The organism is Rhodococcus sp. BP-160 (genome assembly GCF_019836205.1).
Classification (GTDB): Bacteria; Actinomycetota; Actinomycetes; order Mycobacteriales; family Mycobacteriaceae; genus Rhodococcoides.
Genome location: NZ_JABUEK010000001.1, coordinates 162,682 through 188,067, shown reverse-complemented (window position 1 = coordinate 188,067; position 25,386 = coordinate 162,682). Strand labels below are relative to the sequence as shown.

22 protein-coding genes are annotated in these 25,386 nt (G+C 68.7%); 17 read left to right on the top strand and 5 right to left on the bottom strand.

Translation table 11 applies throughout. From position 1 onward, the window contains the following. The first annotated feature begins 134 nt into the window (after positions 1-134). The 10 genes from HQ306_RS00840 to secA all read left to right on the top strand — a co-directional run bounded on the left by HQ306_RS00840 (position 135) and on the right by secA (position 14,282). Positions 135-1,562 (top strand): amino acid permease, encoded by a 1,428-nt coding sequence (locus tag HQ306_RS00840; protein ID WP_222628507.1) that lies wholly within the window; start codon positions 135-137, stop codon positions 1,560-1,562. A 155-nt stretch (positions 1,563-1,717) separates the two neighbouring features. Continuing rightward, positions 1,718-2,878: an alkane 1-monooxygenase gene (locus tag HQ306_RS00835; protein ID WP_222627117.1), complete on the top strand. Its 1,161-nt coding sequence runs from the start codon at positions 1,718-1,720 to the stop codon at positions 2,876-2,878. Between the two features lie 114 nt (positions 2,879-2,992). Then, entirely contained in the window at positions 2,993-4,504 is a 1,512-nt protein-coding gene (gene ahcY / locus HQ306_RS00830) for an adenosylhomocysteinase (protein WP_037186733.1), read from the top strand. A gap of 40 nt (positions 4,505-4,544) precedes the next feature. After that, a complete protein-coding gene (locus HQ306_RS00825) occupies positions 4,545-5,228 on the top strand; it encodes a dTMP kinase (protein ID WP_056448046.1) in 684 nt (227 codons plus the stop codon). Positions 5,229-5,233: 5 nt separating this feature from the next. Continuing rightward, positions 5,234-5,911, top strand: coding sequence for an MtrAB system response regulator MtrA (mtrA, locus tag HQ306_RS00820; RefSeq protein WP_027506869.1), 678 nt, complete (start codon positions 5,234-5,236; stop codon positions 5,909-5,911). 28 nt (positions 5,912-5,939) lie between these two features. After that, entirely contained in the window at positions 5,940-7,625 is a 1,686-nt protein-coding gene (mtrB, locus tag HQ306_RS00815; RefSeq protein WP_027506868.1) for an MtrAB system histidine kinase MtrB, read from the top strand. After that, positions 7,622-9,406: an MtrAB system accessory lipoprotein LpqB gene (gene lpqB / locus HQ306_RS00810; protein ID WP_374197706.1), complete on the top strand. Its 1,785-nt coding sequence runs from the start codon at positions 7,622-7,624 to the stop codon at positions 9,404-9,406. Before mtrB ends, lpqB begins: the two co-directional genes overlap by 4 nt. Positions 9,407-9,448: 42 nt before the next feature. Beyond that, positions 9,449-10,117 (top strand): ComF family protein, encoded by a 669-nt coding sequence (locus HQ306_RS00805; RefSeq protein ID WP_056447788.1) that lies wholly within the window; start codon positions 9,449-9,451, stop codon positions 10,115-10,117. Positions 10,118-10,563: 446 nt separating this feature from the next. After that, entirely contained in the window at positions 10,564-11,151 is a 588-nt protein-coding gene (gene hpf / locus HQ306_RS00800; RefSeq protein ID WP_027506865.1) for a ribosome hibernation-promoting factor, HPF/YfiA family, read from the top strand. Positions 11,152-11,369: 218 nt separating this feature from the next. Next, on the top strand, positions 11,370-14,282 hold the full coding sequence (secA, locus tag HQ306_RS00795) for a preprotein translocase subunit SecA (RefSeq protein ID WP_056447791.1): 2,913 nt from the start codon (positions 11,370-11,372) through the stop codon (positions 14,280-14,282). Positions 14,283-14,313: 31 nt separating this feature from the next. On the opposite strand, the gene HQ306_RS00790 is transcribed toward secA, so the two are convergent. Beyond that, entirely contained in the window at positions 14,314-14,865 is a 552-nt protein-coding gene (locus HQ306_RS00790) for an Rv3235 family protein (protein WP_051613604.1), read from the bottom strand. Between the two features lie 253 nt (positions 14,866-15,118). On the opposite strand from HQ306_RS00790, the gene HQ306_RS00785 reads away from it, so the two are divergent. From HQ306_RS00785 to HQ306_RS00765, 5 genes are all read left to right on the top strand, one after another. Then, the gene (locus tag HQ306_RS00785; RefSeq protein ID WP_222627115.1) at positions 15,119-16,543 is read left to right on the top strand and encodes a wax ester/triacylglycerol synthase family O-acyltransferase; all 1,425 of its coding nucleotides are present in this window, start codon (positions 15,119-15,121) and stop codon (positions 16,541-16,543) included. A gap of 48 nt (positions 16,544-16,591) precedes the next feature. Then, positions 16,592-17,107: a hypothetical protein gene (locus tag HQ306_RS00780; protein ID WP_197027843.1), complete on the top strand. Its 516-nt coding sequence runs from the start codon at positions 16,592-16,594 to the stop codon at positions 17,105-17,107. 100 nt (positions 17,108-17,207) lie between these two features. Next, complete coding sequence (locus HQ306_RS00775; RefSeq protein WP_027506861.1) at positions 17,208-18,323, top strand: ferredoxin reductase; 1,116 nt, start codon at positions 17,208-17,210, stop codon at positions 18,321-18,323. 143 nt (positions 18,324-18,466) lie between these two features. Continuing rightward, positions 18,467-19,732, top strand: coding sequence for a fatty acid desaturase (locus HQ306_RS00770; protein WP_222627113.1), 1,266 nt, complete (start codon positions 18,467-18,469; stop codon positions 19,730-19,732). Between the two features lie 79 nt (positions 19,733-19,811). After that, positions 19,812-21,062: a fatty acid desaturase gene (locus tag HQ306_RS00765; RefSeq protein ID WP_056447802.1), complete on the top strand. Its 1,251-nt coding sequence runs from the start codon at positions 19,812-19,814 to the stop codon at positions 21,060-21,062. 19 nt (positions 21,063-21,081) lie between these two features. Here HQ306_RS00765 and rsgA read toward each other — a convergent pair whose 3' ends face one another. The 3 genes from rsgA to HQ306_RS00750 are packed head-to-tail and all read right to left on the bottom strand — an operon-like array spanning position 21,082 to position 23,866. Further along, a complete protein-coding gene (gene rsgA / locus HQ306_RS00760; protein ID WP_155957112.1) occupies positions 21,082-22,059 on the bottom strand; it encodes a ribosome small subunit-dependent GTPase A in 978 nt (325 codons plus the stop codon). Between the two features lie 8 nt (positions 22,060-22,067). Continuing rightward, on the bottom strand, positions 22,068-23,354 hold the full coding sequence (gene aroA, locus HQ306_RS00755) for a 3-phosphoshikimate 1-carboxyvinyltransferase (RefSeq protein WP_308115499.1): 1,287 nt from the start codon (positions 23,352-23,354) through the stop codon (positions 22,068-22,070). A gap of 2 nt (positions 23,355-23,356) precedes the next feature. After that, positions 23,357-23,866, bottom strand: a complete 510-nt coding sequence (locus tag HQ306_RS00750) for an aminoacyl-tRNA deacylase (RefSeq protein WP_222627110.1) — start codon at positions 23,864-23,866, stop codon at positions 23,357-23,359. Positions 23,867-24,309: 443 nt separating this feature from the next. Between HQ306_RS00750 and HQ306_RS00745 the strand changes: the two genes are divergently transcribed. Together HQ306_RS00745 and rsrA are read left to right on the top strand one after the other, a co-directional pair. Continuing rightward, complete coding sequence (locus HQ306_RS00745) at positions 24,310-24,936, top strand: sigma-70 family RNA polymerase sigma factor (RefSeq protein WP_037186858.1); 627 nt, start codon at positions 24,310-24,312, stop codon at positions 24,934-24,936. Beyond that, positions 24,933-25,205, top strand: a complete 273-nt coding sequence (rsrA, locus tag HQ306_RS00740) for a mycothiol system anti-sigma-R factor (RefSeq protein ID WP_027506855.1) — start codon at positions 24,933-24,935, stop codon at positions 25,203-25,205. The genes HQ306_RS00745 and rsrA overlap by 4 nt, the downstream gene beginning before the upstream one ends. 64 nt (positions 25,206-25,269) lie before the next feature. Here rsrA and HQ306_RS22720 read toward each other — a convergent pair whose 3' ends face one another. Further along, a complete protein-coding gene (locus tag HQ306_RS22720) occupies positions 25,270-25,344 on the bottom strand; it encodes a 50S ribosomal protein bL37 (RefSeq protein WP_110293457.1) in 75 nt (24 codons plus the stop codon). Positions 25,345-25,386 lie beyond the last annotated feature (42 nt).

The following is a 25,386-nucleotide window of genomic DNA, read 5'->3' as shown; positions in this document are numbered from 1 at the left end:
CGTGTGACGATGACCTCGGGCGGTCGACGGCCGCCCGGAGGACGTGAGGAGTTTCGACGGTGACCATCGACGGCAAGGACGCACCCGGTTCGCGCAACACCGGTCTGCGGAGAACGAAGTCCATCGAGCAGTCGATGCGCGACACGGACGAGCCGGACACGAAACTTCGCAAGAGCCTGTCATCGTGGGATCTCACCGTCTTCGGTGTCGCGGTCGCCGTGGGTGCGGGCATCTTCACCCTGACGGCGCGCACCGCCGGGAACGTCGCGGGCCCGTCCGTCTCGCTCGCCTTCGTGTTCGCCGCGATCGCGTGCGGACTCGCCGCGCTCTGCTACGCCGAGTTCGCCTCGACGGTGCCGGTCGCGGGCAGCGCGTACACGTTCTCGTACGCCACTTTCGGCGAGTTCGTCGCGTGGATCATCGGCTGGGACCTGATCCTGGAGTTCGCCCTCGCGTCGGCCGTCGTGGCGAAGGGCTGGTCCCTGTACCTCGGTGAGGTGCTCGGGACGTCGTCGCCCGTGGTGTCCATCGGCGGACTCGACGTCGACTGGGGTGCCCTGGTCATCGTCGCGGTGCTCACCGTCCTGCTCGCGACGGGTGTGAAGATCTCCTCGCGCGTCTCCCTTGTCATCACCGCGATCAAGGTGGGCGTCGTGCTGCTCATCGTCGTGGTCGGAGCGTTCTACATCAAGGCGGCGAACTACTCGCCCTACATCCCGCCCGCCGTCCCCGCCGAGAAGGAGTCGGGCCTCACCCAGTCGCTGTTCTCCTTCGTCACCGGCGCCGAGGGCAGCAACTTCGGCTGGTACGGACTCCTGGCCGCCGCGAGTCTCGTGTTCTTCGCGTTCATCGGCTTCGACGTGGTGGCCACCACGGCCGAGGAGGCGTCCGATCCGCAGAAGGCCCTGCCGCGCGGAATCCTGGGCTCGCTCCTGATCGTCACGATCCTGTACGTCGCGGTCACCCTGGTGCTGACCGGAATGGTGAAGTACACCGAACTCGGTGGCGAGGGCGCGACCCTGGCCACGGCGTTCGAATTGAACGGCATCACCTGGGCGTCGAAGGTGATCTCCTTCGGTGCGCTGGCCGGACTCACGACCGTGGTCATGGTGCTCATGCTGGGACAGTCGCGCGTGCTCTTCGCGATGTCGCGCGACGGTCTGATGCCGCGCCGTCTCGCGAAGACGGGGAGCCGTGGCACCCCGGTGCGCATCACCGTGCTCGTCGGCATCGTGGTCGGCCTTCTCGCGGCGTTCTTCCCCATCGGGACGCTCGAGGAGATGGTCAACATCGGCACCCTGTTCGCCTTCGTCCTGGTCTCCATCGGTGTCGTCGTCCTGCGTCGAACCCGCCCCGACCTGAAGCGCGGCTTCCGCGTCCCCCTGGTTCCGCTGGTGCCGATCCTCGCCGTGCTGGCCTGCGTGTGGCTGATGCTGAACCTGTCGGTGGAGACGTGGCTGCGGTTCGTCGTCTGGATGGCGCTCGGAGTCGTGGTGTACTTCGGCTACAGCCGCCGCCACTCGGTGCTCGGAGCCCGGCAGCATGCGGACGACACCCACTAGTCACCGAATTTCGCGCCGATAACGGACCGATCTCACCATTCGGATCGTCGGACCGTCGCGCTACTTGCTCTACACTCGAATTCGAGACCGGAAGTTTGTTTCTGCGGTGGGCACGAGTCCGCCACGGAGTCCACTCGATGTCGAGGAGTTGACGTATGGCGCGGCGGTGGCACGACCCGAAGAAGCTGCTCTGGCTACTGGGGATGCTGGCGCCCGCCTCGGCACTGCTGCCGTCCCAACTGGTTCTGCACACGGGGGTGTCGGCCTTCTGGTGGAGCGGCGCGATGCTGTTCTTCCTGGTCATCCCCGTGGTCGACGCGCTGGCGGGGGAGGACGGCGACAATCCGTCCGACGCGCAGGTGCAGGACCTGCAGCACGACCGTTTCTACCGCTGGTGCACGTTCCTGTTCCTTCCGGTGCAGTACGCGGGGCTCGGTGTCGCGTGCTATCTCGTCACCTTCGGCACCCTGTCCGCCGTCGACAAGATCGGGTACGCGGTCAGTGTCGGTCTCGTCGCCGGCATCGGGATCAACGCGGCGCACGAGCTCGGTCATCGGGTGGAGAGCACCGAGCGCTGGCTGGCAAAGATCGCTCTGGCGCAGAGCCTGTACGGCCATTTCCACGTCGAACACAACCGCGGACACCACGCGCGTGTCGCGACGCCCGCCGACCCGGCCAGCGCGCGCATGGGCGAGTCCCTCTACCGGTTCCTGTCCCGCAGTGTCAGCGGCGGCCTCGTGTCCTCCTGGGAGCTGGAGAAGCAGCGTCTCGAGCGCAAGGGCAGCGGCGTGTGGACGATCCGCAACAACGTGCTCAACGCGTGGGCGATGTCCGCTGCACTCCTCGGTGTCCTGGTCGCCGTCTTCGGCGTCGGCATCCTGCCGTTCCTCGTGCTCCAGGCGGTGGTCGGCGTGATGACCCTCGAGTCCGTCAACTACATCGAGCACTACGGGCTGCTCCGGGGCCGGACACCCGCGGGCCGGTACGAGCGGTGCGCGCCGCGGCACAGCTGGAACAGCGATCGGATCGTCACCAACATCTTTCTGTACCACCTGCAGCGGCACAGCGACCATCATGCGAACCCGGGCCGCCGGTTCCAGACGCTGCGCACCTTCGACGAGGCGCCGCAACTGCCGGCCGGCTACGCGACGATGGTCGTCCTCGCGGCCGTCCCACCCCTGTGGCGTCGCGTGATGGACCCCAGGGTCGTCGCGCACTACGACGGAGACGTCACCCGCGCGAACCTGCAGCCGAGCGCCCGCGCTCGATTGGAACGGCGCTGGGCGACCGTTCCCGAACGCGCCGCCGCCGCCTGACCCGTCGGCGCGAGACGACGGAACCGGACACGTCGTGGCCCCGACCCACCCGCGGGCAGCCGTGAGCCGATAGCCTGGAAGCCGATCATCAGCCGACAGGAGTGGCATCACACAATGACGACATCGACATCCCCCGACATTTCGAGCACCGAGGCGCTGCAGGCGGACATCCGCGGTGGCATCGAGTTCAAGGTCGCGGATCTCTCGCTGGCTGAGTACGGCCGCAAGGAGATCGGCCTCGCGGAGCACGAGATGCCCGGCCTCATGTCCCTGCGTCGCGAGTACGCCGACGTGCAGCCGCTGAAGGGTGCACGGATCTCCGGGTCGCTGCACATGACGGTCCAGACCGCCGTCCTGATCGAGACGCTGGTCTCGCTCGGAGCCGAGGTGCGGTGGGCTTCGTGCAACATCTTCTCCACCCAGGACCACGCCGCCGCCGCGATCGTCGTCGGACCCCACGGCACGCCCGAGGATCCGCAGGGAATCCCGGTGTTCGCCTGGAAGGGCGAATCGCTGGCCGAGTACTGGTGGGCCGCCGAGAAGATGCTGACCTGGCCGGTCGCCGAGGACGGCACTCCCCGCCACGCCAACATGATCCTCGACGACGGCGGAGACGCCACGATGCTGGTGCTGCGCGGTGCGCAGTTCGAGAAGGCCGGCGTCGTGCCGCCCGTCGACGAGGACCGCGACTCCGACGAGTACAAGGTCTTCCTCGGACTGCTCCGCGAGTCGCTCGCGCAGGACGCCACCAAGTGGACGAGCATCGCCGAGTCGGTCAAGGGTGTCACCGAGGAGACCACCACCGGCGTGCTGCGCCTGTACCAGTTCGCCGCGGCCGGCGAGCTGACCTTCCCGGCGATCAACGTCAACGACTCGGTCACCAAGAGCAAGTTCGACAACACCTACGGCACCCGCCACTCGCTGATCGACGGCATCAACCGCGGCACCGACGTGCTGATCGGTGGCAAGAAGGTCCTGATCTGCGGCTACGGCGACGTGGGCAAGGGCAGTGCCGAGTCGTTGGCCGGCCAGGGCGCGCGCGTCCAGGTCACCGAGGTCGACCCGATCAACGCGCTCCAGGCGCTCATGGACGGGTTCGACGTCGTCACGGTGGACGAGGCGATCGGCAAGGCCGACATCGTCATCACCGCGACGGGCAACAAGGACATCATCACGCTCGACCACATGCGGTCGATGAAGGACAAGGCCATCCTCGGCAACATCGGCCACTTCGACAACGAGATCGACATGGCCGGTCTCGAGCGGTCCGGTTCGACACGCATCAACATCAAGCCGCAGGTCGATCAGTGGATCTTCTCCAGCGGCAAGTCGATCGTCGTCCTCTCGGAGGGTCGTCTGCTGAACCTCGGCAACGCCACCGGTCACCCGTCGTTCGTCATGAGCAACAGCTTCTCCAACCAGGTCATCGCGCAGATCGAGCTGTGGACCAAGCCGGACGAGTACGACAACGAGGTCTACCGCCTGCCGAAGCACCTCGACGAGAAGGTCGCCAAGATCCACGTCGAGGCTCTCGGTGGCACGTTGACCAAGCTCAGCAAGGAGCAGGCCGAGTACATCGGTGTCGACGTCGAGGGCCCGTACAAGCCCGAGCACTACCGGTACTGACACTCGGTCCCGTAGGACTCGACAGGCAGGAGTGGAGTCGATGGGCACTCTCATCGCGATCGAGGGCGTCGACGGAGCAGGCAAGTTCACGCTCTCGTCCCGCCTCGCGCACGCGTGGGAGGCCGCCGGGGTGGACGCCGTCCGCGTCGGTTTCCCCCGCTACGGGGAGTCGATCCACGCCGACCTGGCCGCCGAGGCGCTGGCCGGTGAGCACGGCGATCTCGCCGCCGGGGTGAACTCGATGGCAGTGCTGTTCGCCCTCGATCGTGCCGGTGCGGTGTCCGATCTCCGTCGGATGCTGCACCGGCACGACGTCGTTCTGCTCGATCGCTACGTCGCGTCCAACGCGGCGTACTCCGCCGCGCGGGTCCACCAGGACGCGGACGGTGCGATGGTCGAGTGGGTGCGCGCGCTCGAGTTCGATCGCCTCGTCCTGCCGCGTCCCTCCGCCCAGATCCTCCTCGACGTTCCGGTCGAGGTCGCGGAGCATCGCGCACGTGGTCGGGAGCAGGAGGATCCGTCGCGGGCCCGCGACGCGTACGAGCGCGACGGTGGTCTCCAGGCCCGTACCGCGGCGGTCTACGCGGGACTCGCGGCCTCGTCGTGGATGTCGCCGTGGTTCGTCGTGAACGGCGCGCAGGCGGACGGTGAGCAGGTCGACGTGACGAGACTCGCCGCCGAACTTCTCAATCAGACTGCGGAGTACGACGGGATGACACGATAGTCGTCATGAAGCCACGAATTCTGGTCGTCGACGACGATACGGCTCTTGCCGAGATGCTCACCATCGTGTTGCGCGGTGAGGGATTCGAGCCGTTCGTGGTGGGAGACGGCACCCAGGCGCTGTCCGCCGTCCGGGAGAACCGACCGGATCTGGTGCTGCTCGACCTGATGCTCCCCGGTATGAACGGCATCGACGTCTGCCGCGTGCTGCGGGCGGACTCCGGTGTGCCGATCGTGATGCTCACCGCCAAGACCGACACGGTCGACGTCGTGCTGGGACTCGAGTCCGGCGCCGACGACTACATCATGAAGCCCTTCAAGCCGAAGGAGCTCGTGGCCCGCGTCCGCGCGCGCTTGCGACGCACCGAGGAGGAGCCGGCCGAGCTCCTGTCGATCGGCGACGTCGTCATCGATGTTCCGGCGCACAAGGTCACCCGCGACGGCTCGCTCATCTCGCTGACGCCGCTCGAGTTCGACCTGTTGGTGGCGCTGGCCCGCAAGCCTCGTCAGGTCTTCACCCGCGAGGTGCTGCTCGAACAGGTGTGGGGATACCGGCACGCCGCCGACACCCGCCTCGTGAACGTGCACGTCCAGCGACTGCGCGCCAAGGTGGAGACGGATCCGGAGAACCCCGAGGTGGTTCTCACCGTGCGCGGTGTCGGGTACAAGGCCGGCCCGCCGTGATCGGAGCCGATCGACTGCGGGACGGTCGGTGATCTTCACGTCCCGCTCCCGTCGACGCATCAACGGAACCTTCTCGCCTCTGGTGCGATGGTCCCGGTCCATGTGGGCTGCCGCCGGTCACGCGTGGCGTCGGTCGCTGCAGTTGCGCGTCGTCGTGTCGACGCTGACGCTCTCCCTCATCGTCATCACGATCCTCGGCGTCGTGCTCACGAGTCAGATCACGGATCGACTTCTCGACACCAAGATCGACGCCGCCACGAAGGAGCTCGATCGCGCGCGTGCGTCCGTCGAGAGCCAGTTGGCGGGCGACGACTCGACGTCGATCTCGAACCGTCTGGAGCTCGCTCGGTCCGGTCTGACGAGCCGGGACACCGAGAGCGGCGCGGACAGCACGTCCGCCGGCACGTTCGACCCCGTGCTCATCGTTCCCGGCGACGGAGCCCGCGACGAGCTGTTCACCGGTCCCGCCGACCAGATCCCGCAGACGTTGCGCTCGTTCGTCCAGGCCGGCCAGGTGAGCTACCAGTACGCGACCGTGTCGGAACCGGACGGCTACTCGGGTCCGGCCCTCATCGTCGGCAGTCCCACCGCGTCGGACCTCTCCACCCTCGAGCTGTACCTGGTGTTCCCCCTCGCGGGAGAGGACCGCAGCCTCGCCCTCGTCCGCGGAACCCTGCTCATCGGCGGTGCGGTCCTGCTGGTGCTGCTCGCGGCCATCTCGATGCTGGTCGCCCGGCAGGTGGTGGTCCCCATCAGATCGGCGTCGCGCATCGCGGTGCGCTTCGCGGACGGCCGGCTCAAGGAACGGATGCCGGTGCGCGGCGAGGACGACATCGCCCGGCTCGCCATGTCGTTCAACGAGATGGCCGAGAGCCTGTCGAAGCAGATCACCCAGCTCGAGGAGTTCGGAAACCTGCAGCGCCAGTTCACGTCCGACGTCTCGCACGAGCTGCGGACGCCGCTCACCACCGTCCGCATGGCCGCCGAGCTCATCCACGACGCCAGTGAGAGTCTCGATCCGCTGCTCAAGCGCTCGTCCGAGTTGCTGGTCGCCGAGCTGGACCGTTTCGAGACACTGCTCAACGATCTGCTCGAGATCTCCCGCCACGACGCGGGCGTCGCCGAACTGGCTTCCGAGCAACTCGATCTCCGTATGTGCGCCCGCGCCGCGGTGTCCACCGTGCGGCACCTCGCCCGCGAGACGGGCACCGAGCTGATCGTCGACATGCCCGACGAGCCGGTCAACGCCGAGGTGGATCCGCGCCGTGTCGAACGCGTGCTGCGCAACCTGTTGGCGAACGCTCTCGACCACGGGGAGGGCAAGCCCGTCCTGCTGCGCCTGCGCGCGGACGACGACGCCGCCGCCTTCGTCGTGCGGGACCAGGGTGTGGGACTGCGCCCCGGTGAGGAGAAGCTCGTGTTCAACCGCTTCTGGCGGTCGGATCCGTCCCGCGTCCGACGTTCGGGCGGTACGGGCCTGGGGCTCGCCATCAGTCTCGAGGACGCCCGCCTGCACGACGGCAAGCTCGAGGCCTGGGGCGAACCGGGCCAGGGCGCCTGGTTCCGCTTCACGCTGCCGCGCGTGCGTGGTCGCAAGGTCGTGTCCAGCCCCCTGCCGCTGCGACCCGCGGGCCGCAGGTACGCACAGGGACAGCCGCTTCCGGCGGCGCGCCCGACGAGTGTCGGCGCCACGGCGGGGGAGCAGCGACCGTGAGAGACCGCACCGTGCCGCGGCGACGAGCCGCCCTCGTGGCGTGCGTGGCCGCGCTCGCGCTCGTCGCGTCCGGATGCGCGTCGTTGCCCGCGTCGTCTGCGCCGCAGGCCATCGGCACCGTCGCGCGCGGGCCCGTCGAGCAGGAACTCCCCGTTCCCGCCGCGGGTCGTGAACCCAATCTTCTCGTCCGCGACTTCGTCAAGGCCAGCACCGATCCGGCGGACGACCACGCGGGTGCACGTCAGTTCCTGACGGCGAACGCCGCCTCGGAGTGGAACGACGGCGCCAGCGCGATCGTCGTGGACAAGGTGGACGTCCTCGAGGACTCCCGGTCGAGTGACGCCGCGCAGTACACGATCCGAGCCAACCGGGTGGGGCAGCTCGATCAGGGTGGGCAGTACCGCGCCGAGCAGGGATCGTTCGAGACCCAGGTGACGCTGGCCCGCGAGGACGGCGAGTGGCGGATCGACGAGCTGCCGTCCGGAGTCGTCATGGACCGCACCCAGTTCCTCACCTCGTACCAGCGCAAGTCGCTGTACTTCGTCGATCCCACCGGCACCGAACTGGTGCCCGATCAGCGTTGGGTGAACACCACGCAGGACCGGATGACAGAGACCCTGACGGCACTGCTGCAGGCGGGTCCGCGACTGTCGCTGGAGCCGGCGGTGCGCAACGTGTTCAACGGTGTCACCACGGCCGGTCCCATCACGAAAGCCGACGGGCGTACCTCGGCCGTCGGCATCGGTCTCGGCGGTGTCCGCATCGACTTCCGGGGCGCCGGTGCGCTGGACCGCGCGACCCGCGAACTACTTGCCGCGCAGATCATCTGGACACTGGCCGAGGCCGAGGTGTCGGGTCCCTACGTCCTGCTCTCGGACGGCGCGCCGTTGGACCCGAACTATCCGGACGGCTGGACCACCGCCGAGGTCGCAGAATTCGATCCGTTGGCGGTGACGGGTGCCGACGTGGGCCTGCACGCACTGCGCAACGGCGGGCTCGTCCGCATCGGAACCGACGGCGTGACACCGGTTCCCGGCTACTTCGGCACCGTCAACAACATGCGGTCCATCTCGTTGTCCAGCGACGGAACGCTCGTGGCGGCCGTGTCGGACACCGGTCGTGCGGCGCCGCAGCCGCCCGACGCGCTGCTCATCGGCTCCTACGGCGGCAACGCCTTCCCGGTCGCGGAGGGTGGCTCGATCACCCGGCCCACCTGGGGTCCCGACCGCGACGCCGTGTGGGCCGTCGTGGACGGCACCGTGGTCAAGCGCGCCGTCCGCGACCCGGCCACCGGACAGGTGTCGGTGGTGGACGTCGATTCCGCCGACATCGCCGAGCTCGGCGGCCAGATCACCGAACTGCGGCTCTCCCGCGACGGGGTGCGAGCGGCTCTCATCGTGGACGGCGCCGTCTACGTGGCGGTGGTGGTGCGGCGCGCCGACGGCACTTACGCACTCCGCGAGCCCGAGGCGGTGGCCAACGGTCTGGCGAGCGCGGCGCTGTCCCTGGACTGGAGCACCGGCGACACGGTGGTCGTGGCCCGAGCGGCGACCGACATCCCGATCGTGCAGGTGGCCGTCGACGGCTCACGTCTCGACGGGCTGCCCAGCCGCAACCTCACCGCTCCCGTCGTGTCCGTCGACGCCTCCGCGTCGAGCACCTACGTGGCCGATTCGCGCGCCGTGTTCCAGATCGACGACAGCGACCCGGCGAGTGACCGCTACTGGCGCGAGGTGCCCGGCCTGACCGGCACGAAGTCCGTGCCCGTCCTGCCGGGCTGACGAGCGGCGAACTCTGTCGGAGCCCCGCGACACAGTGTCCCGGTGCCGACGACCCTGCTGGACCTCATCCTGCCCCGCGAGTGCGGCGGCTGCGCCCGTGTCGACGCCTCGTGGTGCCCCGCCTGCGCCTGCGCGCTCGACGCGGCGCCGGGGTCGGTGCGGCCGCGTGTCGATCCCGGGGTGCCGTGCTGGGCGCTCGGCCCGTACGCCGGCCCGCACCGTGCGTCGATCCTGGCGATGAAGGAACGCGGTCGACGGGATCTCGCGGCACCGCTCGGGGTCGCCCTCGCCGCCGCCGTGACGCGCCTGCGCGACGCCGGGGAGATCGATCCACCCGAGCTGTCGCCCCTCGTGCTGGTCCCGGCCCCGTCCCGACGCCGCGCGGCACGGGCGCGCGGTGGTGATCCGATCCTGCGTACCTGCCGCCGTGTCGCGCGGGTGCTCGCACCGGAGGACGTGCGCGTCGTGTCGGTGCTGCGGGTGGACGCGCAGGTGCGTGACTCCGTCGGTCTCACCGCCGACGAGCGTGCGGACAACCTGCGGGGGCGGGTCCGTGTCCGGAGCGGGGGCATCGCCGCGATCGGTCGCGGACCGGTGCTGCTCGTCGACGACGTGGTGACCACCGGAACCACCGCCGCGGAGTCGGTGGCGGCACTGCGACGGTCCGGTGTCGGTGTCGACGCGGTGCTCGTTCTCGCCGCCGTGCGCTGACGTCGCAGTGCCTGTCCCGGTGCCGGAAAGGGAGCCTGAAAAGGTCCCGTGAATATCCCGTGAACAGTGGCAGACCACCCGGGGAGCGACTACGGTCAGGGCCACGATCGATCCTCGCTACCGGGTCTGGAGGTGATGCCTCACCACCGAAGGCGCCGGGCGGTCCGCGCTCCGGTGTCACCGTTCTTCCGCTGCGCCAGAAGCGATCTCGGCGCGGCCTCTATCGGGAGGTACGTATGACGACAACGTCACCAGTGACGACTGCACACACGAGCACCCACCGGGTGCACGCGCATCCCCGCGAAGCTCACGCCCATGGTCCGGAGCAGAACGACTCCACCGCCCTCGACTCGACCGACACCACTGCGGATTCCGTCTACTTCGACGATGCACCCAGTGCCGTCCCGGCCGACGACAGCTCGAGCGCCGAACCCGCCGCCGAGGTCGTGGTCAAGGGTCGCAACGTCGAGATACCCGACCACTTCCGCCTGTACGTCTCCGAGAAGCTCGCTCGCCTCGAGCGCTTCGATCCCACCATCCATCTGTTCGACGTCGAGCTGTTCCACGAACGCAACCGTCGTCAGTCCAAGAGTTGCCAGCGAGTCGAGATCACCGTGCGGGGCAAGGGGCCCGTCGCGCGTGCCGAGGCCTGCGCGGACAGTTTCTACGCCGCCCTCGAGTCGGCGACCACCAAGCTCGAGAGCCGTCTCCGACGGACGAAGGACCGCCGCAAGGTCCACTACGGGGAGAAGCGGCCCGTGTCGGTGGCCGAGGCGACCGCCGCGCTCGTCGAGGAGGCCGTCACTGCCCCCGTCGAGGAGGCGCCCGCCGTCGACGACCACGCCACCGAGGGCCCGGGCACCGTGGTGCGCGTCAAGGAACACCCGGCCGTGCCGATGACCGTCGACGACGCCCTGTACGAGATGGAGCTCGTGGGCCACGACTTCTTCCTGTTCCACGACAAGGAGTCCGACCGGCCGTCGGTCGTCTATCGCCGCCACGCGTTCGACTACGGACTGCTGCGTCTGTCCTGACGCTCGCACCGCCGCGCCGACCACATCGGGCGTCCGCTCCGGCGGGCGCCCGGTGTCGTGCGCGGAACATCCGGTGTGCCTCACAGCGCGCTGTCAGGCTCGACGCCTACGATGGTTCCGCCGGGAGACCGACGAGGTCTCTTCGCATCGAACTGCGCCCCCCGTGTGGACGGGCTCGGTTCACGCCCCACGTACCCGATATTGAGGACGAATAGCCCGTGCCGACGTTGTCGTTGTCCAAGTTGCTCCGTGTCGGTGAAGGTCGCATGGTCAAGCGGCTGAAGCACATCGCCGACCACGTGTCGTCCCTGTCGCCGGACGTCGAGTCCCTGTCGGACGCCGAACTGCGTGCGAAGACCGACGAGTTCACGAAGCGGCACCAGGACGGCGAGAGCCTCGACGAACTGCTGCCCGAGGCGTTCGCGGTCGCCCGCGAGGCGTCCAAGCGGGTGCTGTCCCAGCGCCACTTCGACGTCCAGGTCATGGGCGGTGCCGCGCTGCACTTCGGCAACGTCGCCGAGATGAAGACCGGTGAGGGCAAGACCCTCACCTGCGTCCTCCCGGCGTACCTGAACGCGCTGTCCGGTGACGGCGTCCACGTCGTCACGGTCAACGACTACCTGGCCAAGCGTGACTCGGAGTGGATGGGCCGCGTTCACCGCTTCCTCGGACTGAGCGTGGACGTGATCCTCTCGGGCATGACGCCCGCCGAGCGGCGTGCCGCCTACGCGGCCGACATCACGTACGGCACCAACAACGAGTTCGGTTTCGACTACCTCCGCGACAACATGACGCACTCGCTGGACGACCTGGTCCAGCGCGGACACAACTTCGCCGTGGTGGACGAGGTGGACTCGATCCTCATCGACGAGGCCCGTACCCCGCTGATCATCTCGGGCCCCGCGGACGCGTCGTCGAAGTGGTACCCCGAGTTCGCCCGCATCGCCCCCATGATGAAGAAGGACGTCCACTACGAGGTGGACATCAAGAAGCGCACGGTGGGTGTGCACGAGGCGGGTGTCGAGTTCGTCGAGGACCAGCTGGGCATCGACAACCTGTACGAGGCCGCCAACTCGCCGCTGGTGAGCTACCTGAACAACGCCATCAAGGCGAAGGAGCTCTACCAGCGCGACAAGGACTACATCGTCCGAGACGGCGACGTCATCATCGTCGACGAGTTCACCGGCCGCATCCTGGTGGGGCGCCGCTACAACGAAGGCATGCACCAGGCCATCGAGGCCAAGGAGAAGGTGGAGATCAAGGCCGAGAACCAGACCCTCGCCACGATCACGCTGCAGAACTACTTCCGTCTGTACGACAAGCTCTCCGGTATGACCGGTACCGCCGAGACCGAGGCGGCCGAGCTGCACCAGACGTACTCGCTCGGTGTCATCCCCATTCCCACCAACCGCCCGATGGTGCGTGTGGACAACGGCGACCTCATCTACAAGAGCGAGGAAGCCAAGTTCAGTGCCGTCGTCGACGACGTCGTCGAGCGGCACGAGAAGGGTCAGCCGGTTCTGATCGGTACCACCAGTGTCGAGCGCTCGGAGTACCTGTCCAAGCAGTTCACCAAGCGCGGTGTCGCGCACAACGTGCTCAACGCCAAGTTCCACGAGCAGGAGGCGACCATCATCGCCGAGGCCGGCCGGTCCGGCGCGGTGACGGTGGCCACCAACATGGCGGGTCGAGGAACCGACGTGGTGCTCGGCGGCAACCCGGACATCATCGCGGACCTCGCGCTGCGCGGGCAGGGGCTCGATCCCGTCGAGTCGCCGGAGGAGTACGAGGCGGCGTGGGAGCCCACGCTGGAGAAGGTCAAGGACCAGGTCCGCGAGGACGCGGACAAGGTCCGCGACGCGGGCGGTCTCTACGTCCTCGGTACCGAGCGGCACGACTCGCGCCGTATCGACAACCAGTTGCGAGGACGCTCGGGTCGTCAGGGTGACCCGGGGGAGAGCCGGTTCTACCTGTCGCTCGGCGACGAGCTGATGCGCCGATTCAACGGTGCCGCTCTCGAGTCGATCATGACGCGACTCAACCTCCCGGACGACGTCCCGATCGAGGCCAAGATGGTCTCCAAGGCCATCAAGAGCGCGCAGACGCAGGTCGAGCAGCAGAACTTCGAGATCCGCAAGAACGTCCTCAAGTACGACGAGGTGATGAACCAGCAGCGCACCGTCATCTACGAGGAGCGTCGCCGCATCCTCCGCGGAGAGGACATGGAGGGCCAGGTCGAGCAGATGATCACCGACGTGGTCACCGCGTACGTCGACGGCGCCACCTCGGAGGGCTACGTCGAGGACTGGGACCTCGAACAGCTGTGGACCGCGCTGAAGACGCTCTACCCGGTGGGCGTGCAGCACACCGACCTCGCAGCGGAGAACGAGTTCGGCGAGAAGGGCGACCTGTCGCGGGACGACCTGCGCGAGGCGCTGCTCGAGGACGCCCGCGCGGCCTACGCCACGCGTGAGGCGGAGATCAACGAGATCGCGGGCGAGGGCGGTATGCGCGAGCTCGAACGACGGGTGCTGCTGTCCGTGCTCGACCGCAAGTGGCGTGAGCACCTCTACGAGATGGACTACCTCAAAGAGGGCATCGGTCTGCGCGCGATGGCGCAGCGCGATCCCCTCGTCGAGTACCAGCGCGAGGGCTACGACATGTTCACCGGCATGCTCGACGGGTTGAAGGAGGAGTCCGTCGGGTTCCTCTTCAACCTGCAGGTCGAGGCGGCGGCGCCGAGCCCCGCGGCCTCCGCGGGCCTGCAGGTGGGCGCGGGACTGCAGTCGCCCGTCGCAGCCCGACCGGCGCCGGCAGCGCAGGCCGCCCCCGCAGCGCAGGCCGCCCCCGCGGCGCCGGCGCAGCGTCGACCCGAACCCACGCCGGAATCGGCGCCCGAACCGCGGCCCGCCGCACCTGCCGCGCTGCGCGCCAAGGGGCTGGACGACGAGTCGACCGGTCGCCTGACGTACTCCGGTCCCGACGAGACGGGCGGCACCTCGGTCCGCCGCGCCGGGTCGGGGTCGCCGACGGGCGAGTCGAGCTCCGGCACCCGACGCGAGCGCCGCGAGGCGGCTCGGGCCGGGGTCAAGCCGGTCAAGCGCGCACCGAAGGCCAAGCGACGCAAGTGAATCTGGTCGTCCGGGGGTGGCGACCGCCGCCTCAGGACAGGCGCAGGCTCGTGAGCACCCAGGCCGGACCGGTGGTGTTGCGCCGTGCCGTCAGTCGTGCCGCGACGGCGAACACGCGGTCACCACGCGAGTAGGTGCCGAAGACCTCGACGTCGCCGTGCCCGGCGCCGTCGGGCACCGGACCGGCCGCGCGCACGTGCACGGTCCGGACGACGGCGACACCGAGTGTTCGGCCCGGCACGGCCGCCGTCGACAGGGCTGTCGCCATTCCGACCATGGCCGGTGACAGCACCGCGCGCAGGGACGCCGCGGGTCGGCGACGGTCCACCACCTCGAGCGTCAGACGCAGGACGCGATCGGCGACGTGCCGCGCCGCGGCGGCGGTGCGCGCGTCGGCCTCCGACGGTCCGACGACGGGCCGGGTCGGTCGCGAGGTCGATCGTCCCGAGTGCGGGCCGGGGCGCGGCGACGAGAGCGCTCGGCCCGCGGACCGGGTCGTCGGGCGTGCACGCGTGGGAGTCGCGCCGACCTCGGGTGGCTCGGATCTCGGCAACCGCGCCACGTGAACGACCTCCGATGTCATGCGTTCCCCTCCATGCTCGTACCTGTGCGGCCACGGCCGGTGTGCGGCGAGTGTTGCACGCACGGACGCGGTTCCGGCCCGTCGAGGCAGACGCGGGGCGTCGTCACACCGCAGCCCGTCAGGGTCGGTGAAATCCGACGAGGACGACGGGGAACCGACACGGCGCGGACCACGAGGACGATCGTGAGCGTGGTCGGTCTCATCTGTCGTGCGAGACTGGGACCCGTCACACTCGACCGAGGGGATTCGCGCGTTGGCCACCAGACTCACCACTCAGGACGCGTCCTTCTACTTCCTGGAGGCCAGTACGACTCCCATGCACGTGGGGTCGCTCGCCATCTTCCGGCTCCCGCGCGGGGGCTTCAGTTACGACGAACTGCTCACCCTCGTCGAGAGCCGGCTCGCTCTCGTTCCGCGCTATCGCCAGAAGGTGCGCGAGGTGGCCTTCGGCCTGGCTCGCCCCGTGTGGGTCGACGACCGCGACTTCGACATCACGTACCACATCCGGCGTTCCGCGCTGCCCAAGCCGGGATCCACCGAACAGCTGCACGACCTGGTCGCGCGACTCACCTCACGCCCTCTCGATCGCACGCGTCCGCTGTGGGAGATGTACCTGGTCGAGGGTCTGGCACGGAACCGGTTCGCGATCTTCACCAAGTCGCACTCGTCGATCGTGGACGGCGACAAGGCGCTCGAGATCAGTCAGGTCATCCTGGACGCCACCAAGGCTCCGACTCCGATGGCCGAGGAACTGTGGATGCCCGCGCGGGAACCGTCGGAGAAGGCGCTCGTCGCCCGGGCGCTCGCCGAGATGGTGTCGCGGCCGGGGGAGGGCGTGGAGGCGGTGCGCGGAGCCGTCGGTGACGTCACCCGCGCCGCCGGCGAGGCGGTACGCGCCGTGGGCAAGTTCGCGGCGGTGGTCCGCACCGCGGCGCAGACGGCACCGACGAGTCCACTGAACACGACCATCTCCCGCAACCGCCGGTACTCGGTGGCCAAGACCGATCTCGACGACTACCGGATGGTGCGGTCGAAGTTCGGGGGGACGGTCAACGACGTCGTGCTCACGGTCGTGTCCGGTGCTCTGCGGAACTGGTTGCTCTCGCGCGGTGAGCCCATCGGCCCGTACACGACGGTGCGCGCGATGGTGCCCCTGTCGGTGCACGCGGCCGCCACGGGGACGGGCGACGAGGGCGACGTGCCGCCCAACGAGGTCGAGTCCTTCCTCATCGATCTGCCCGTGGGCGAACCGAACGCCGTGGTGCGGTTGTCCCACGTGTCGCACGCGACGGAGGCTCACCTGGGACAGAGTCGCGGTGTGACGGCGTCGACCCTCATCACGCTGTCCGGGTTCGCGCCGGCCACGCTGCACGCGATGGGTGCGCGCGTCGGGTCGAGCCTGTCGCAGCGCATGTTCAACATCATCGTCACCAACGCCCCCGGCCCCCAGTTCCCGCTCTACGCGGGCGGTGCACGCATGCTCGAGATGTATCCGGTGCCGCCGCTCGTGCGCAATCAGGCGCTCAGCATCGGCCTGACGTCGTACGACGGCAACGTCTACTACGGTGTGAACGCGGACCGGGCAGCGATGCCGGACATCGACGTGATCACCACGTTGCTGCACGAGGCACTCGAGGAACTGGTCGACGCGGCGCGCGACGACAAGAACGTCCGCTGACGACGGTGAGGGAATGAGGCGCAGGTGAGGGTGTTCGTTCCGGCGACCATGCGGATGTTGCAGACACTGGTGGACGAGGGTGAGTTCTCGCCGATCAGTCGGACGGCCTTCGCCGTGACGCCGACGTTGCGGGAGGCGTACGTCTCCGGTGACGACGACGAGTTGGCCGACGTCGCGCTGCGGGAGGCCGCGCGGGCATCGCTGCGGCTGATCGGCGGTGAGCCGGAACTCGACTCCGACGATGACGGGGACGCCGACGAGGTCGCCGACGCCACTCCGAGCTTCCGCCGCGTCGTCATCGCCGCCGACGTCGATCCGGTGACCCTGCGTCCCGATCTCGACGACGCCGTGGTCCGCCTGCCGGCGCCGCTCTCCCTGACGGAGGTGGCGGCGGTCCACGTCGATCTCGCGGCGGCCGAGTCCGCCGTGAGCGCCGCTGTCGCCGCGGTGGACGCGGCCGACCTGGGGGATCCCGACGCCGAGTTCGTGCTGGGCGACGTCGAGGATCACGAACTCGCCTGGTACGCACCGCAGGAGATACCGTTTCTCCTGGAACTGCTCTGACACCGGAACTGCTCTGACACCGGAACCGCTCTGACACCGCCCTGTTTCGTCGCAGTCGTCGACTGCGTCCGTGGTGGCCGCTCGACCGAGGAGATGTGACATGGGAATCAAGGACTGGCTCGAAGCCCCGGCCGCGAGTGTGTCGTCCCCGCGGCGGCCGTCGCTGAACGTGGTGCGCGGTGCGTTCGCGCGCATCACCACGCCGTTGATTCCCGACGACTACCTGCACCTGGCCAATCCGCTGTGGTCCGCGCGCGAGTTGCGCGGCCGCATCGTGCGGATCGAGAAGGTGACCGGCGACGCCGCGACCATCGTCATCAAGCCCGGATGGGGCTTCGACTTCGACTACCGGCCGGGGCAGTACATCGGCATCGGCCTCCACGTCGACGGTCGGTGGCACTGGCGGTCGTACTCCCTGACGTCGCCGCCCGACTGGAAGGACAAGCAGATCTCCATCGCCGTCAAGGCGATGCCGGAAGGGTTCCTGTCCTCGCATCTCGTCGGCGGTGTGCCGTCGGGCACGATCGTGCGGCTCGCCGCGCCGAAGGGGAACTTCGCCCTTCCGGAGCCGCCGCCCGCCAAGATCCTGTTCGTCACGGCCGGCAGCGGCATCACACCGGTGATCGGCATGCTGCGCAGTCTCGACTCGCGCGGCCACATGCCCGACGTGGTGCACGTGCACTCGGCTCCCACGGCGGACGACGTGATGTTCGCCTCGGAGTTGGCGGCGCTCGACGCGAAGTACGACTCGGTCGTGTCCCACGTGCAGCACACCCGCTCGGACGGCAAGTTCGATCTGGGCTCGCTCGACGAGCACTACCCGGACTGGCGCGAGCGTCAGACGTGGGCGTGCGGTCCGGCGGCGATGCTCGACGACATCGAGAGGGTGTGGCGGGAGGCAGGCATCTCGGAGAACCTGCACACCGAGCGTTTCGAGATCGTGCGCACCGGCGCGCCGAGCGACGGCGGCACGGTCACGTTCTCCGTCTCCGACCGCACGGTGGCGGTGGACGGCGCCACCACGTTGTTGGAGGCCGGTGAGAAGGCCGGTGTGCGAATGCCTTTCGGCTGCCGCATGGGTATCTGCCAGACGTGCGTGGTGCCGCTGACCGACGGTCACGTCCGAGATCTGCGCTCGGGCAAGGAGCATGCGCACGGCGAGCGGATCCAGACGTGCATCTCCGCGGCTGCCGGGGACTGCACGCTCGAACTCTGACTCCGTCGGCCCCGGGTCGCGCCGCAGGGGTGATCGCACACACACCCTGCGCACAGGCTCGTCCGCTATTCTCGGAAAGGCCTGCCCGCCGATACCGAATCGGTGCGAGGAACGGCATACCGCGATCCGGGGAGTAGACCAGCATGGCCATCACGGACATCTTGGAGTTCGCACATCTGACCGACGAGGACATCGAGTCCCTCGGTCGTGAACTCGATGCCATCCGTCGGGACGTCGAGGACACCCGAGGACGCAAGGACGCGGAGTACATCCGCCGCACCATCGCGCTGCAGCGCGCGCTCGAGGTCGGCGGACGGCTCGCGATCATGGGTTCCCGCTGGCGCTCGGCCGCGCTGGTGGGCGCAGGTCTGCTGGCGGCCAGCAAGATCATCGAGAACATGGAGTTGGGCCACAACGTCTCTCACGGTCAGTGGGACTGGATGAACGATCCGGAGATCCACTCCACCTCGTGGGAGTGGGACCAGACCGGTCCGTCCGCGCACTGGAAGCGTGCGCACAACTACTCGCATCACACGTACACCAACATCGTCGGCATGGACCACGACGTGGGCTTCGGGATCCTCCGGATGACCCGCGACGAGAAGTGGCGGCCACGCAACCTGGTGCAGCCCCTGGGCAACCTGGTGCTGGCACTGACGTTCGAGTGGGGCATCGCTCTGCACGACCTGGACGCGGCGAAGCTCGAGGCTGGTGTTCCCGCGACGCAGCTGCTCTCGGAGCCGAACAAGGAGTTCGCTCGGAAGGTCGCGTCGCAGGTCGGCAAGGATTTCGTGCTCTTCCCGCTGCTCGCGGGTCCGGCGTGGCGTCGTGCACTCGGGGCGAACCTCACCGCCAACGTGGTGCGGAACCTGTGGGCGTACGCCGTGATCTTCTGCGGTCACTTCCCGGACGGCGCCGAGAAGTTCACGATGGGCCAGTTCGAGACGGAGACCCACGAGGAGTGGTACCTCCGGCAGATGCTCGGCAGCGCCAACTTCACGGCCGGCCCCACGATGGCGTTCATGAGCGGCAACCTCTGCTACCAGATCGAGCATCACCTGTTCCCGGACCTGCCGAGCAACCGGTACGCCGAGGTGGCCGTCCGGGTGCGCGCCCTGTGCGACAAGTACGACCTGCCGTACACCACCGGCAACCTGGCGACCCAGTACTGGAAGGCGCTGCGCACCATCTTCAAGCTGTCGCTGCCCGACCAGCTGCTTCGTCGCACGTCGGACGACGCGCCGGAGACCAGTTCGGAGCGCCGTTTCCAGAGCTCCGGCTCCTCCGTCGTGGACCGGGTGCGGTTCGATCCGATCACCGGTCGCAAGCGCGGACTGCGGTCGGCCCTGCACGAGGCGCGGCTCGAGGCGCGTCAGGCAGTGAAGCGGGTCACAGATACGACGGCGTAACCTACGGGTGCGTAACTTCCGGTAGAGTAACCACGGTCAGGCCCACACGGGCATCGACCACCTGCCGAGGAGTGACCACATGGCGATTTCCGACGTCAAGGAATATGCCCACCTCACCGAGGCCGACGTCGAGGCGCTGGGCCATGAACTCGACGCGTTGCGTCGGGAGATCGAAGAGTCGCGCGGCGAGAAGGATGCGCGGTACATCCGCAACACCATCCGTTTCCAGCGCTCCCTCGAGGCCCTCGGCCGCACCACGATGCTCGCCAGCAACCACCGCGCCGCGTGGTGGGCCGGTAGCGCGATGCTCGGTGTCTCGAAGATCGTCGAGAACATGGAGCTCGGCCACAACGTCATGCACGGCCAGTGGGACTGGATGAACGACCCGGAGATCCATTCCACCTCGTGGGAATGGGACAACACCGGTCCGTCCGAGCACTGGAAGCAGACCCACAACTACATCCATCACAAGTACACCAACGTGCTGGGCATGGACGACGACGTGGGCTACGGCCTCATCCGCGTCACGCGTGACCGCAAGTGGGTCCCGTTCAATGCCGGCAACCTCGTGTACAACACGCTGCTGATGCTCCTGTTCGAGTACGGCGTGGCGGTACAGCATCTCGAGCTGGGCAAGGCCGTGAAAGGCCGTGTGCCCAAGGAGGAGACGCGACGCAAGCTGAAGGAGGTCGGCGACAAGGTCGGCCGCCAGATGCTGAAGGACTATGCGATCACGCCGGCCATCACGTCGCTGTCGCCCGCCGCGTCCTACCGGAAGACGTTGACCGCCAACATCATGGCGAACGTCATCCGTAACATCTGGACGAACGCCGTCATCTTCTGTGGTCACTTCCCGGACGGTGCGGAGAAGTTCACGCGCCACGACCTCCAGGACGAGACGCAGGGGCAGTGGTACCTCCGACAGATGTTGGGCAGCGCCAACTTCCACGCCGGACCGACCCTCGCCTTCATGTCGGGCAACCTCTGCTACCAGATCGAGCACCACGTGTTCCCCGATCTGCCGAGCAACCGGCTCGCCGCGATCAGTGTGCGGGTCCGCGAACTGTGCGAGAAGTACGACCTGCCTTACACCACAGGGCCTTTCCTCGCCCAGTACGGCAAGTCCTGGCGCACCATCGCGAAGCTGTCGCTCCCCGACAAGTACCTCAAGGCCACGGCGGACGACGCACCGGAGACGGCATCCGAGCGCAAGTTCGGCGGCCAGGTCACGTCCACCGTCGATCCGGTCACCGGGCGCCGTGCCGGTCTGCTGACCGCGATCAAGGAATCCAAGCGCGGCACGGGACTGCGAAAGCTGCTCTCGCGCTGATCGATCGGTCGGAGCTCCGTCAGTAGGAGTCGTTCGACATCACGGCCACCAACAGCAGGCGAACCGCGGCGACGCGGTTCGCCTGCTGTCCTGTCAGGGTGTCCAGAGCGCACTCCGGGTCGGCCGGCGGCCCGAGGTGTGTGCAGCCGCGCGGGCAGTCCTCGATGGTGACGGCGAGGTCCGAGAACGCCGCGACGACATCCTCCGGCGAGATGTGGGCCAGCCCGAAGGACCGGATACCGGGAGTGTCGATGACCCAGCCTCCACCCGGAAGATGCAGCGACACCGACTGAGTCGACGTGTGCCGTCCCTTGCCGACGCCGGAGACGATGCCGACGGCGCGATGTGCCTCCGGCACCAGCCGGTTCACCAGGGTCGACTTGCCCACCCCCGAGTGGCCGATCAGCGCGGACGACTTCCCGGTGATCATCGCCAGGAGCTCGTCCAGCGGACGGTCCCGGCCCACCAGCACCACCGGCACGTCGAGGTCGGCGAAGACGGCGGCGAACTCGTCGGACGACGCCAAGTCGTCCTTCGTCAGACACAGCACGGGTCGGAGACCACCCACGAACGCTGCCACCATCGCGCGCTCGACGAAGCCCGAGCGGGGTGGCGGGTCGGCCAACGCCACCACGATCAGCAGCTGGTCCGCGTTGGCCACCACGACACGCTCGTACGGATCCGTGTCGTCGGCGGTGCGCCGCAGCACCGTTCGTCGTTCGTCCACGCGGACGATGCGGGCCAGGGCGTCGACGCGTCCCGAGACGTCGCCGACGATGCCCACCGCGTCACCGACGACGATCGGGGTCCGGCCCAGCTCGCGCGCTCGCATGGCGACCACGAGGCGCTCGGGATCATTGTCGATCACGCAGCCCCACCGGCCGCGATCCACCGACACCACCATCGCGTCCGAGGCGTCGGCGTGGGTGGGCCGGGTCTTCGTTCGTGGGCGCGTGCCCTTGCCCGGCCGGACGCGGACGTCCGACTCGTCGTACACCCGCCGGATCAGCGTGCACCACCTCCGGCCAGCATGGCGCTCCAGAGGGTCGCGAACCCCGGCAGCGTCTTGGCGGTGGAGTCGATGTCGTCGACCTCGACGCTCGGGACGACCAGACCGATCACGGCGCCCGCCGTGGCCATGCGATGGTCGGCGTACGCCCGCCAGGGTCCGCCGCGCAGCGGCGCCGGCTCGATGATCAGGCCGTCCTCGGTCTCCTCGACACCGCAGCCCAGAGCACCGAGTTCCGCCGTGAGTGCGGCGAGCCGATCCGTCTCGTGCCCGCGCAGATGGGCGATCCCGCGCAGGCGCGAGGGGGACCCGGCCAGGGCCGCCATCGCCGCGACCGTGGGGGTCAGCTCGCCGATGTCGTGCAGGTCCACGTCGACGCCCTCGAGCTTCTCGGGCCCCCGCGCCGTGAGCGACTCGGCAGTGAGCAACACCTCGGCCCCCATCGACGTGAGGATGTCGCGGAACGCGTCACCGGGCTGCGTCGTCCGGGCAGGCCACCGGGGCACGGTCACCTCACCGCCCGTGACGGCCGCCGCGGCGAGGAACGGGGTCGCGTTGGACAGGTCCGGTTCCACGACACGGTCTACCGGAGCCACGGCGCCGGGATGCACGCGCCACCGGTTCGGAACGCCCGAGTCCTCGGGAGTCTCCACCTCGATCCCGCTCTCGCGCAGCATCTCCACCGTCATGTCGATGTGAGGCATCGACGGCACCGGGGGACCGACGTGCTCGACGACGAGGCCCTCGTCGAACCGCGCCGCCGAGAGCAGGAGCCCCGACACGAACTGGGACGACCCGGACGCGTCCAGTCGGACCGTGCCCCCGCGGACCCGGCCCGTGCCGTCGACGACGAACGGCAACCGGTCCCCGCTCACGGGAACACCGAGGGCGCGGAGCGCGTCGAGAATGGTCTGCTGCGGGCGCGAGCGGGCGTGCTCGTCGCCGTCGAAGCGCGAGCGACCCGTGGCCAGCGCGGCCACGGGGGGAACGAAGCGCATGACGGTGCCGGCCAGCCCGCAGTCCACGTCGCCGCCGCGGCCGGGTCCGGGGGTGACCCGCACCGTCGTCCCGTCGTCGTCGGGGGACTCCACGACGGCACCCAGGGTGCGCAGCGCATCGATCATCAGATCGGTGTCACGGCTGCGCAGAGCGCCGGTCACCGTCGACGGTCCGTCCGCGAGCGCGGCCAGGATCAGGGCGCGATTGGTGATCGACTTCGACCCCGGGAGGTCGACGGTCGCACGGACGGGCTGCGGGGCGAGGGGCGCGATCCAGGACGTCACGGTCACAGTCTCTCACTGGCGGACGCGCGTCGGATGTCCGCGACGGTCGCGGCGGTCGCCCGGACGAGATCCTGTGCGGAGAGTTCGATCTCCAGACCGCGCCGACCGCCGCTGCAGAAGAGGGTCGAGTGCCCGAGTGCCGACGTGTCGACGACCGTGGGCAGGGGCGTGCGCTGACCGAGCGGGGAGACGCCCCCCAGGACGTAGCCCGTCGACCGGCGCACGGCTGCGGGATCGGCCATCGACACCTTGCTCGCCCCGAGGGCGGCGGCGACGGACTTCAGGGCGAGCATGTCCGGCACGGGAAGAACCGCGACCGCCAACGAGGAGCCCGTCGACACGACCAGGGTCTTGAACACCCGATCCGCCGACACACCGAGGCCGGCGGACAGTGCGTCGACCGCCTCGTCGCCGTACTGCTCGGTGCCGCGGTCGTGCTCGTAGGTGTGGACGGTGAACTCGATTCCGAGACGCGTCAGCATCGTCGTCGCGGGAGTAGCCGTTCCGGCCATGGCGTCGTGGTCCCTTCCCACCGTGATCCCCCGCCCCGCGAGTACGTCGAGAACGTCGTGATCGGCTGCTGGTACACGACATTCTGGCCGTACTCGCGGAGACGGTCCGGCAGCGGGGGGAACACGACGGCGGCCACGGCTGTTGCACGCAGCATCAGGACGGCGCGCACTGTGCGCCGCCGCTCGACGGAGGAGGGCGTGTGAACGTCGTTGCACCGGAGCGCTCCGGAGCCGAGAGGCTCTCGGCGACGCTGACGAATGTGGTGGTGATCCCATCGGTAAAGTGGAGTCCGGACGACCACGGTGAGCTCACCGGTTCCCGGACGTCCGAGGTCGACACCTCGGAGGACGGGGCGGTCGCCGCGGGGCACACGAGAGGGGCCAGCGTGACGGATCAGCCACAGACCGAGACCGGCACCACGACGGGCGCCGTCGATCCTGCGATCCTCGAGACAGAGGACGGCATCCGCTCGCGGGAGAACGCTGCGGATCTGACGGCGCGGTTCGAGCGTGACGCGCTCCCGCTGCTCGACCAGCTGTACGGCGCGGCCCTGCGGATGACGCGGAACCCGTCCGATGCCGAGGACCTGGTCCAGGAGACGTACGTCAAGGCGTACACGGCGTTCAAGAGCTTCCGCGAGGGCACGAACCTCAAGGCGTGGCTCTACCGGATCCTGACCAACACCTACATCAACTCGTACCGGAAGAAGCAGCGCCAGCCGGCGCAGTACCCGACGGACGAGATCACCGACTGGCAGCTCGCGGCCACCGCTGAGCACTCGTCCACCGGTCTACGGTCGGCCGAGGTCGAGGCGCTGGACGCCCTGCCCGACGACGACATCAAGGCGGCGCTGCAGGCGCTGCCCGAGGAGTTCCGCATGGCGGTGTACTACGCCGACGTCGAGGGATTCCCGTACAAGGAGATCGCCGAGATCATGGGCACGCCCATCGGCACCGTGATGTCGCGGTTGCACCGCGGCCGCAAGCAACTGCGCAACGAACTGGCGGAGGTCGCTCGCGACCGTGGATTCAACCGGTCCGCCGCGGCGACCGAGGAGGTAGCACGATGAGCGGCAACGAGTTCGAGGACCTGGACTGCTCGGCCGTCATCGCCGACGTGTGGACGTTGCTCGACAACGAGTGCGACGAGGCCAGCAGGCAGCGCGTGCAGCGTCACCTCGACAGTTGCGGTTCGTGCCTCGCGCAGTACGGCATCGAGGAGAAGATCAAGTCTCTGGTCGGCCGCAAGTGCGGCGGCGAGCGGGCTCCGGAAGGCCTGCGGGAGCGCCTGACGCTGGAGATCCGGCGGTCGGTGACCATCACCGCCACCGAGGACTGACCGCCTACACGACGAAGGGCCGGGACGCTGTGCGTCCCGGCCCTTCGTCGTGTGGTGCTCGTGATCAGCTGTTGGGGCGCTTGCCGTGGTTGGCTGCATTTCCCTTACGGCTGCGCTTCTTGCGTCCTCGCTTGCCCATGGTGGATCTCCTTCCTGTTCCACCCAGTTTCTCACGTGTGGT

Coding starts and splice junctions, on each gene's coding strand:
- HQ306_RS00840 (WP_222628507.1), top strand. CDS start 135: ATGCGCGACACGGACGAGCCGGACACGAAACTTCGCAAGAGCCTGTCA.
- HQ306_RS00835 (WP_222627117.1), top strand. CDS start 1,718: ATGGCGCGGCGGTGGCACGACCCGAAGAAGCTGCTCTGGCTACTGGGG.
- ahcY (WP_037186733.1), top strand. CDS start 2,993: ATGACGACATCGACATCCCCCGACATTTCGAGCACCGAGGCGCTGCAG.
- HQ306_RS00825 (WP_056448046.1), top strand. CDS start 4,545: ATGGGCACTCTCATCGCGATCGAGGGCGTCGACGGAGCAGGCAAGTTC.
- mtrA (WP_027506869.1), top strand. CDS start 5,234: ATGAAGCCACGAATTCTGGTCGTCGACGACGATACGGCTCTTGCCGAG.
- HQ306_RS00790 (WP_051613604.1), bottom strand. CDS start 14,865: ATGACATCGGAGGTCGTTCACGTGGCGCGGTTGCCGAGATCCGAGCCA.
- HQ306_RS00780 (WP_197027843.1), top strand. CDS start 16,592: ATGCGGATGTTGCAGACACTGGTGGACGAGGGTGAGTTCTCGCCGATC.
- HQ306_RS00775 (WP_027506861.1), top strand. CDS start 17,208: ATGGGAATCAAGGACTGGCTCGAAGCCCCGGCCGCGAGTGTGTCGTCC.
- HQ306_RS00770 (WP_222627113.1), top strand. CDS start 18,467: ATGGCCATCACGGACATCTTGGAGTTCGCACATCTGACCGACGAGGAC.
- HQ306_RS00765 (WP_056447802.1), top strand. CDS start 19,812: ATGGCGATTTCCGACGTCAAGGAATATGCCCACCTCACCGAGGCCGAC.
- HQ306_RS00750 (WP_222627110.1), bottom strand. CDS start 23,866: ATGGCCGGAACGGCTACTCCCGCGACGACGATGCTGACGCGTCTCGGA.
- rsrA (WP_027506855.1), top strand. CDS start 24,933: ATGAGCGGCAACGAGTTCGAGGACCTGGACTGCTCGGCCGTCATCGCC.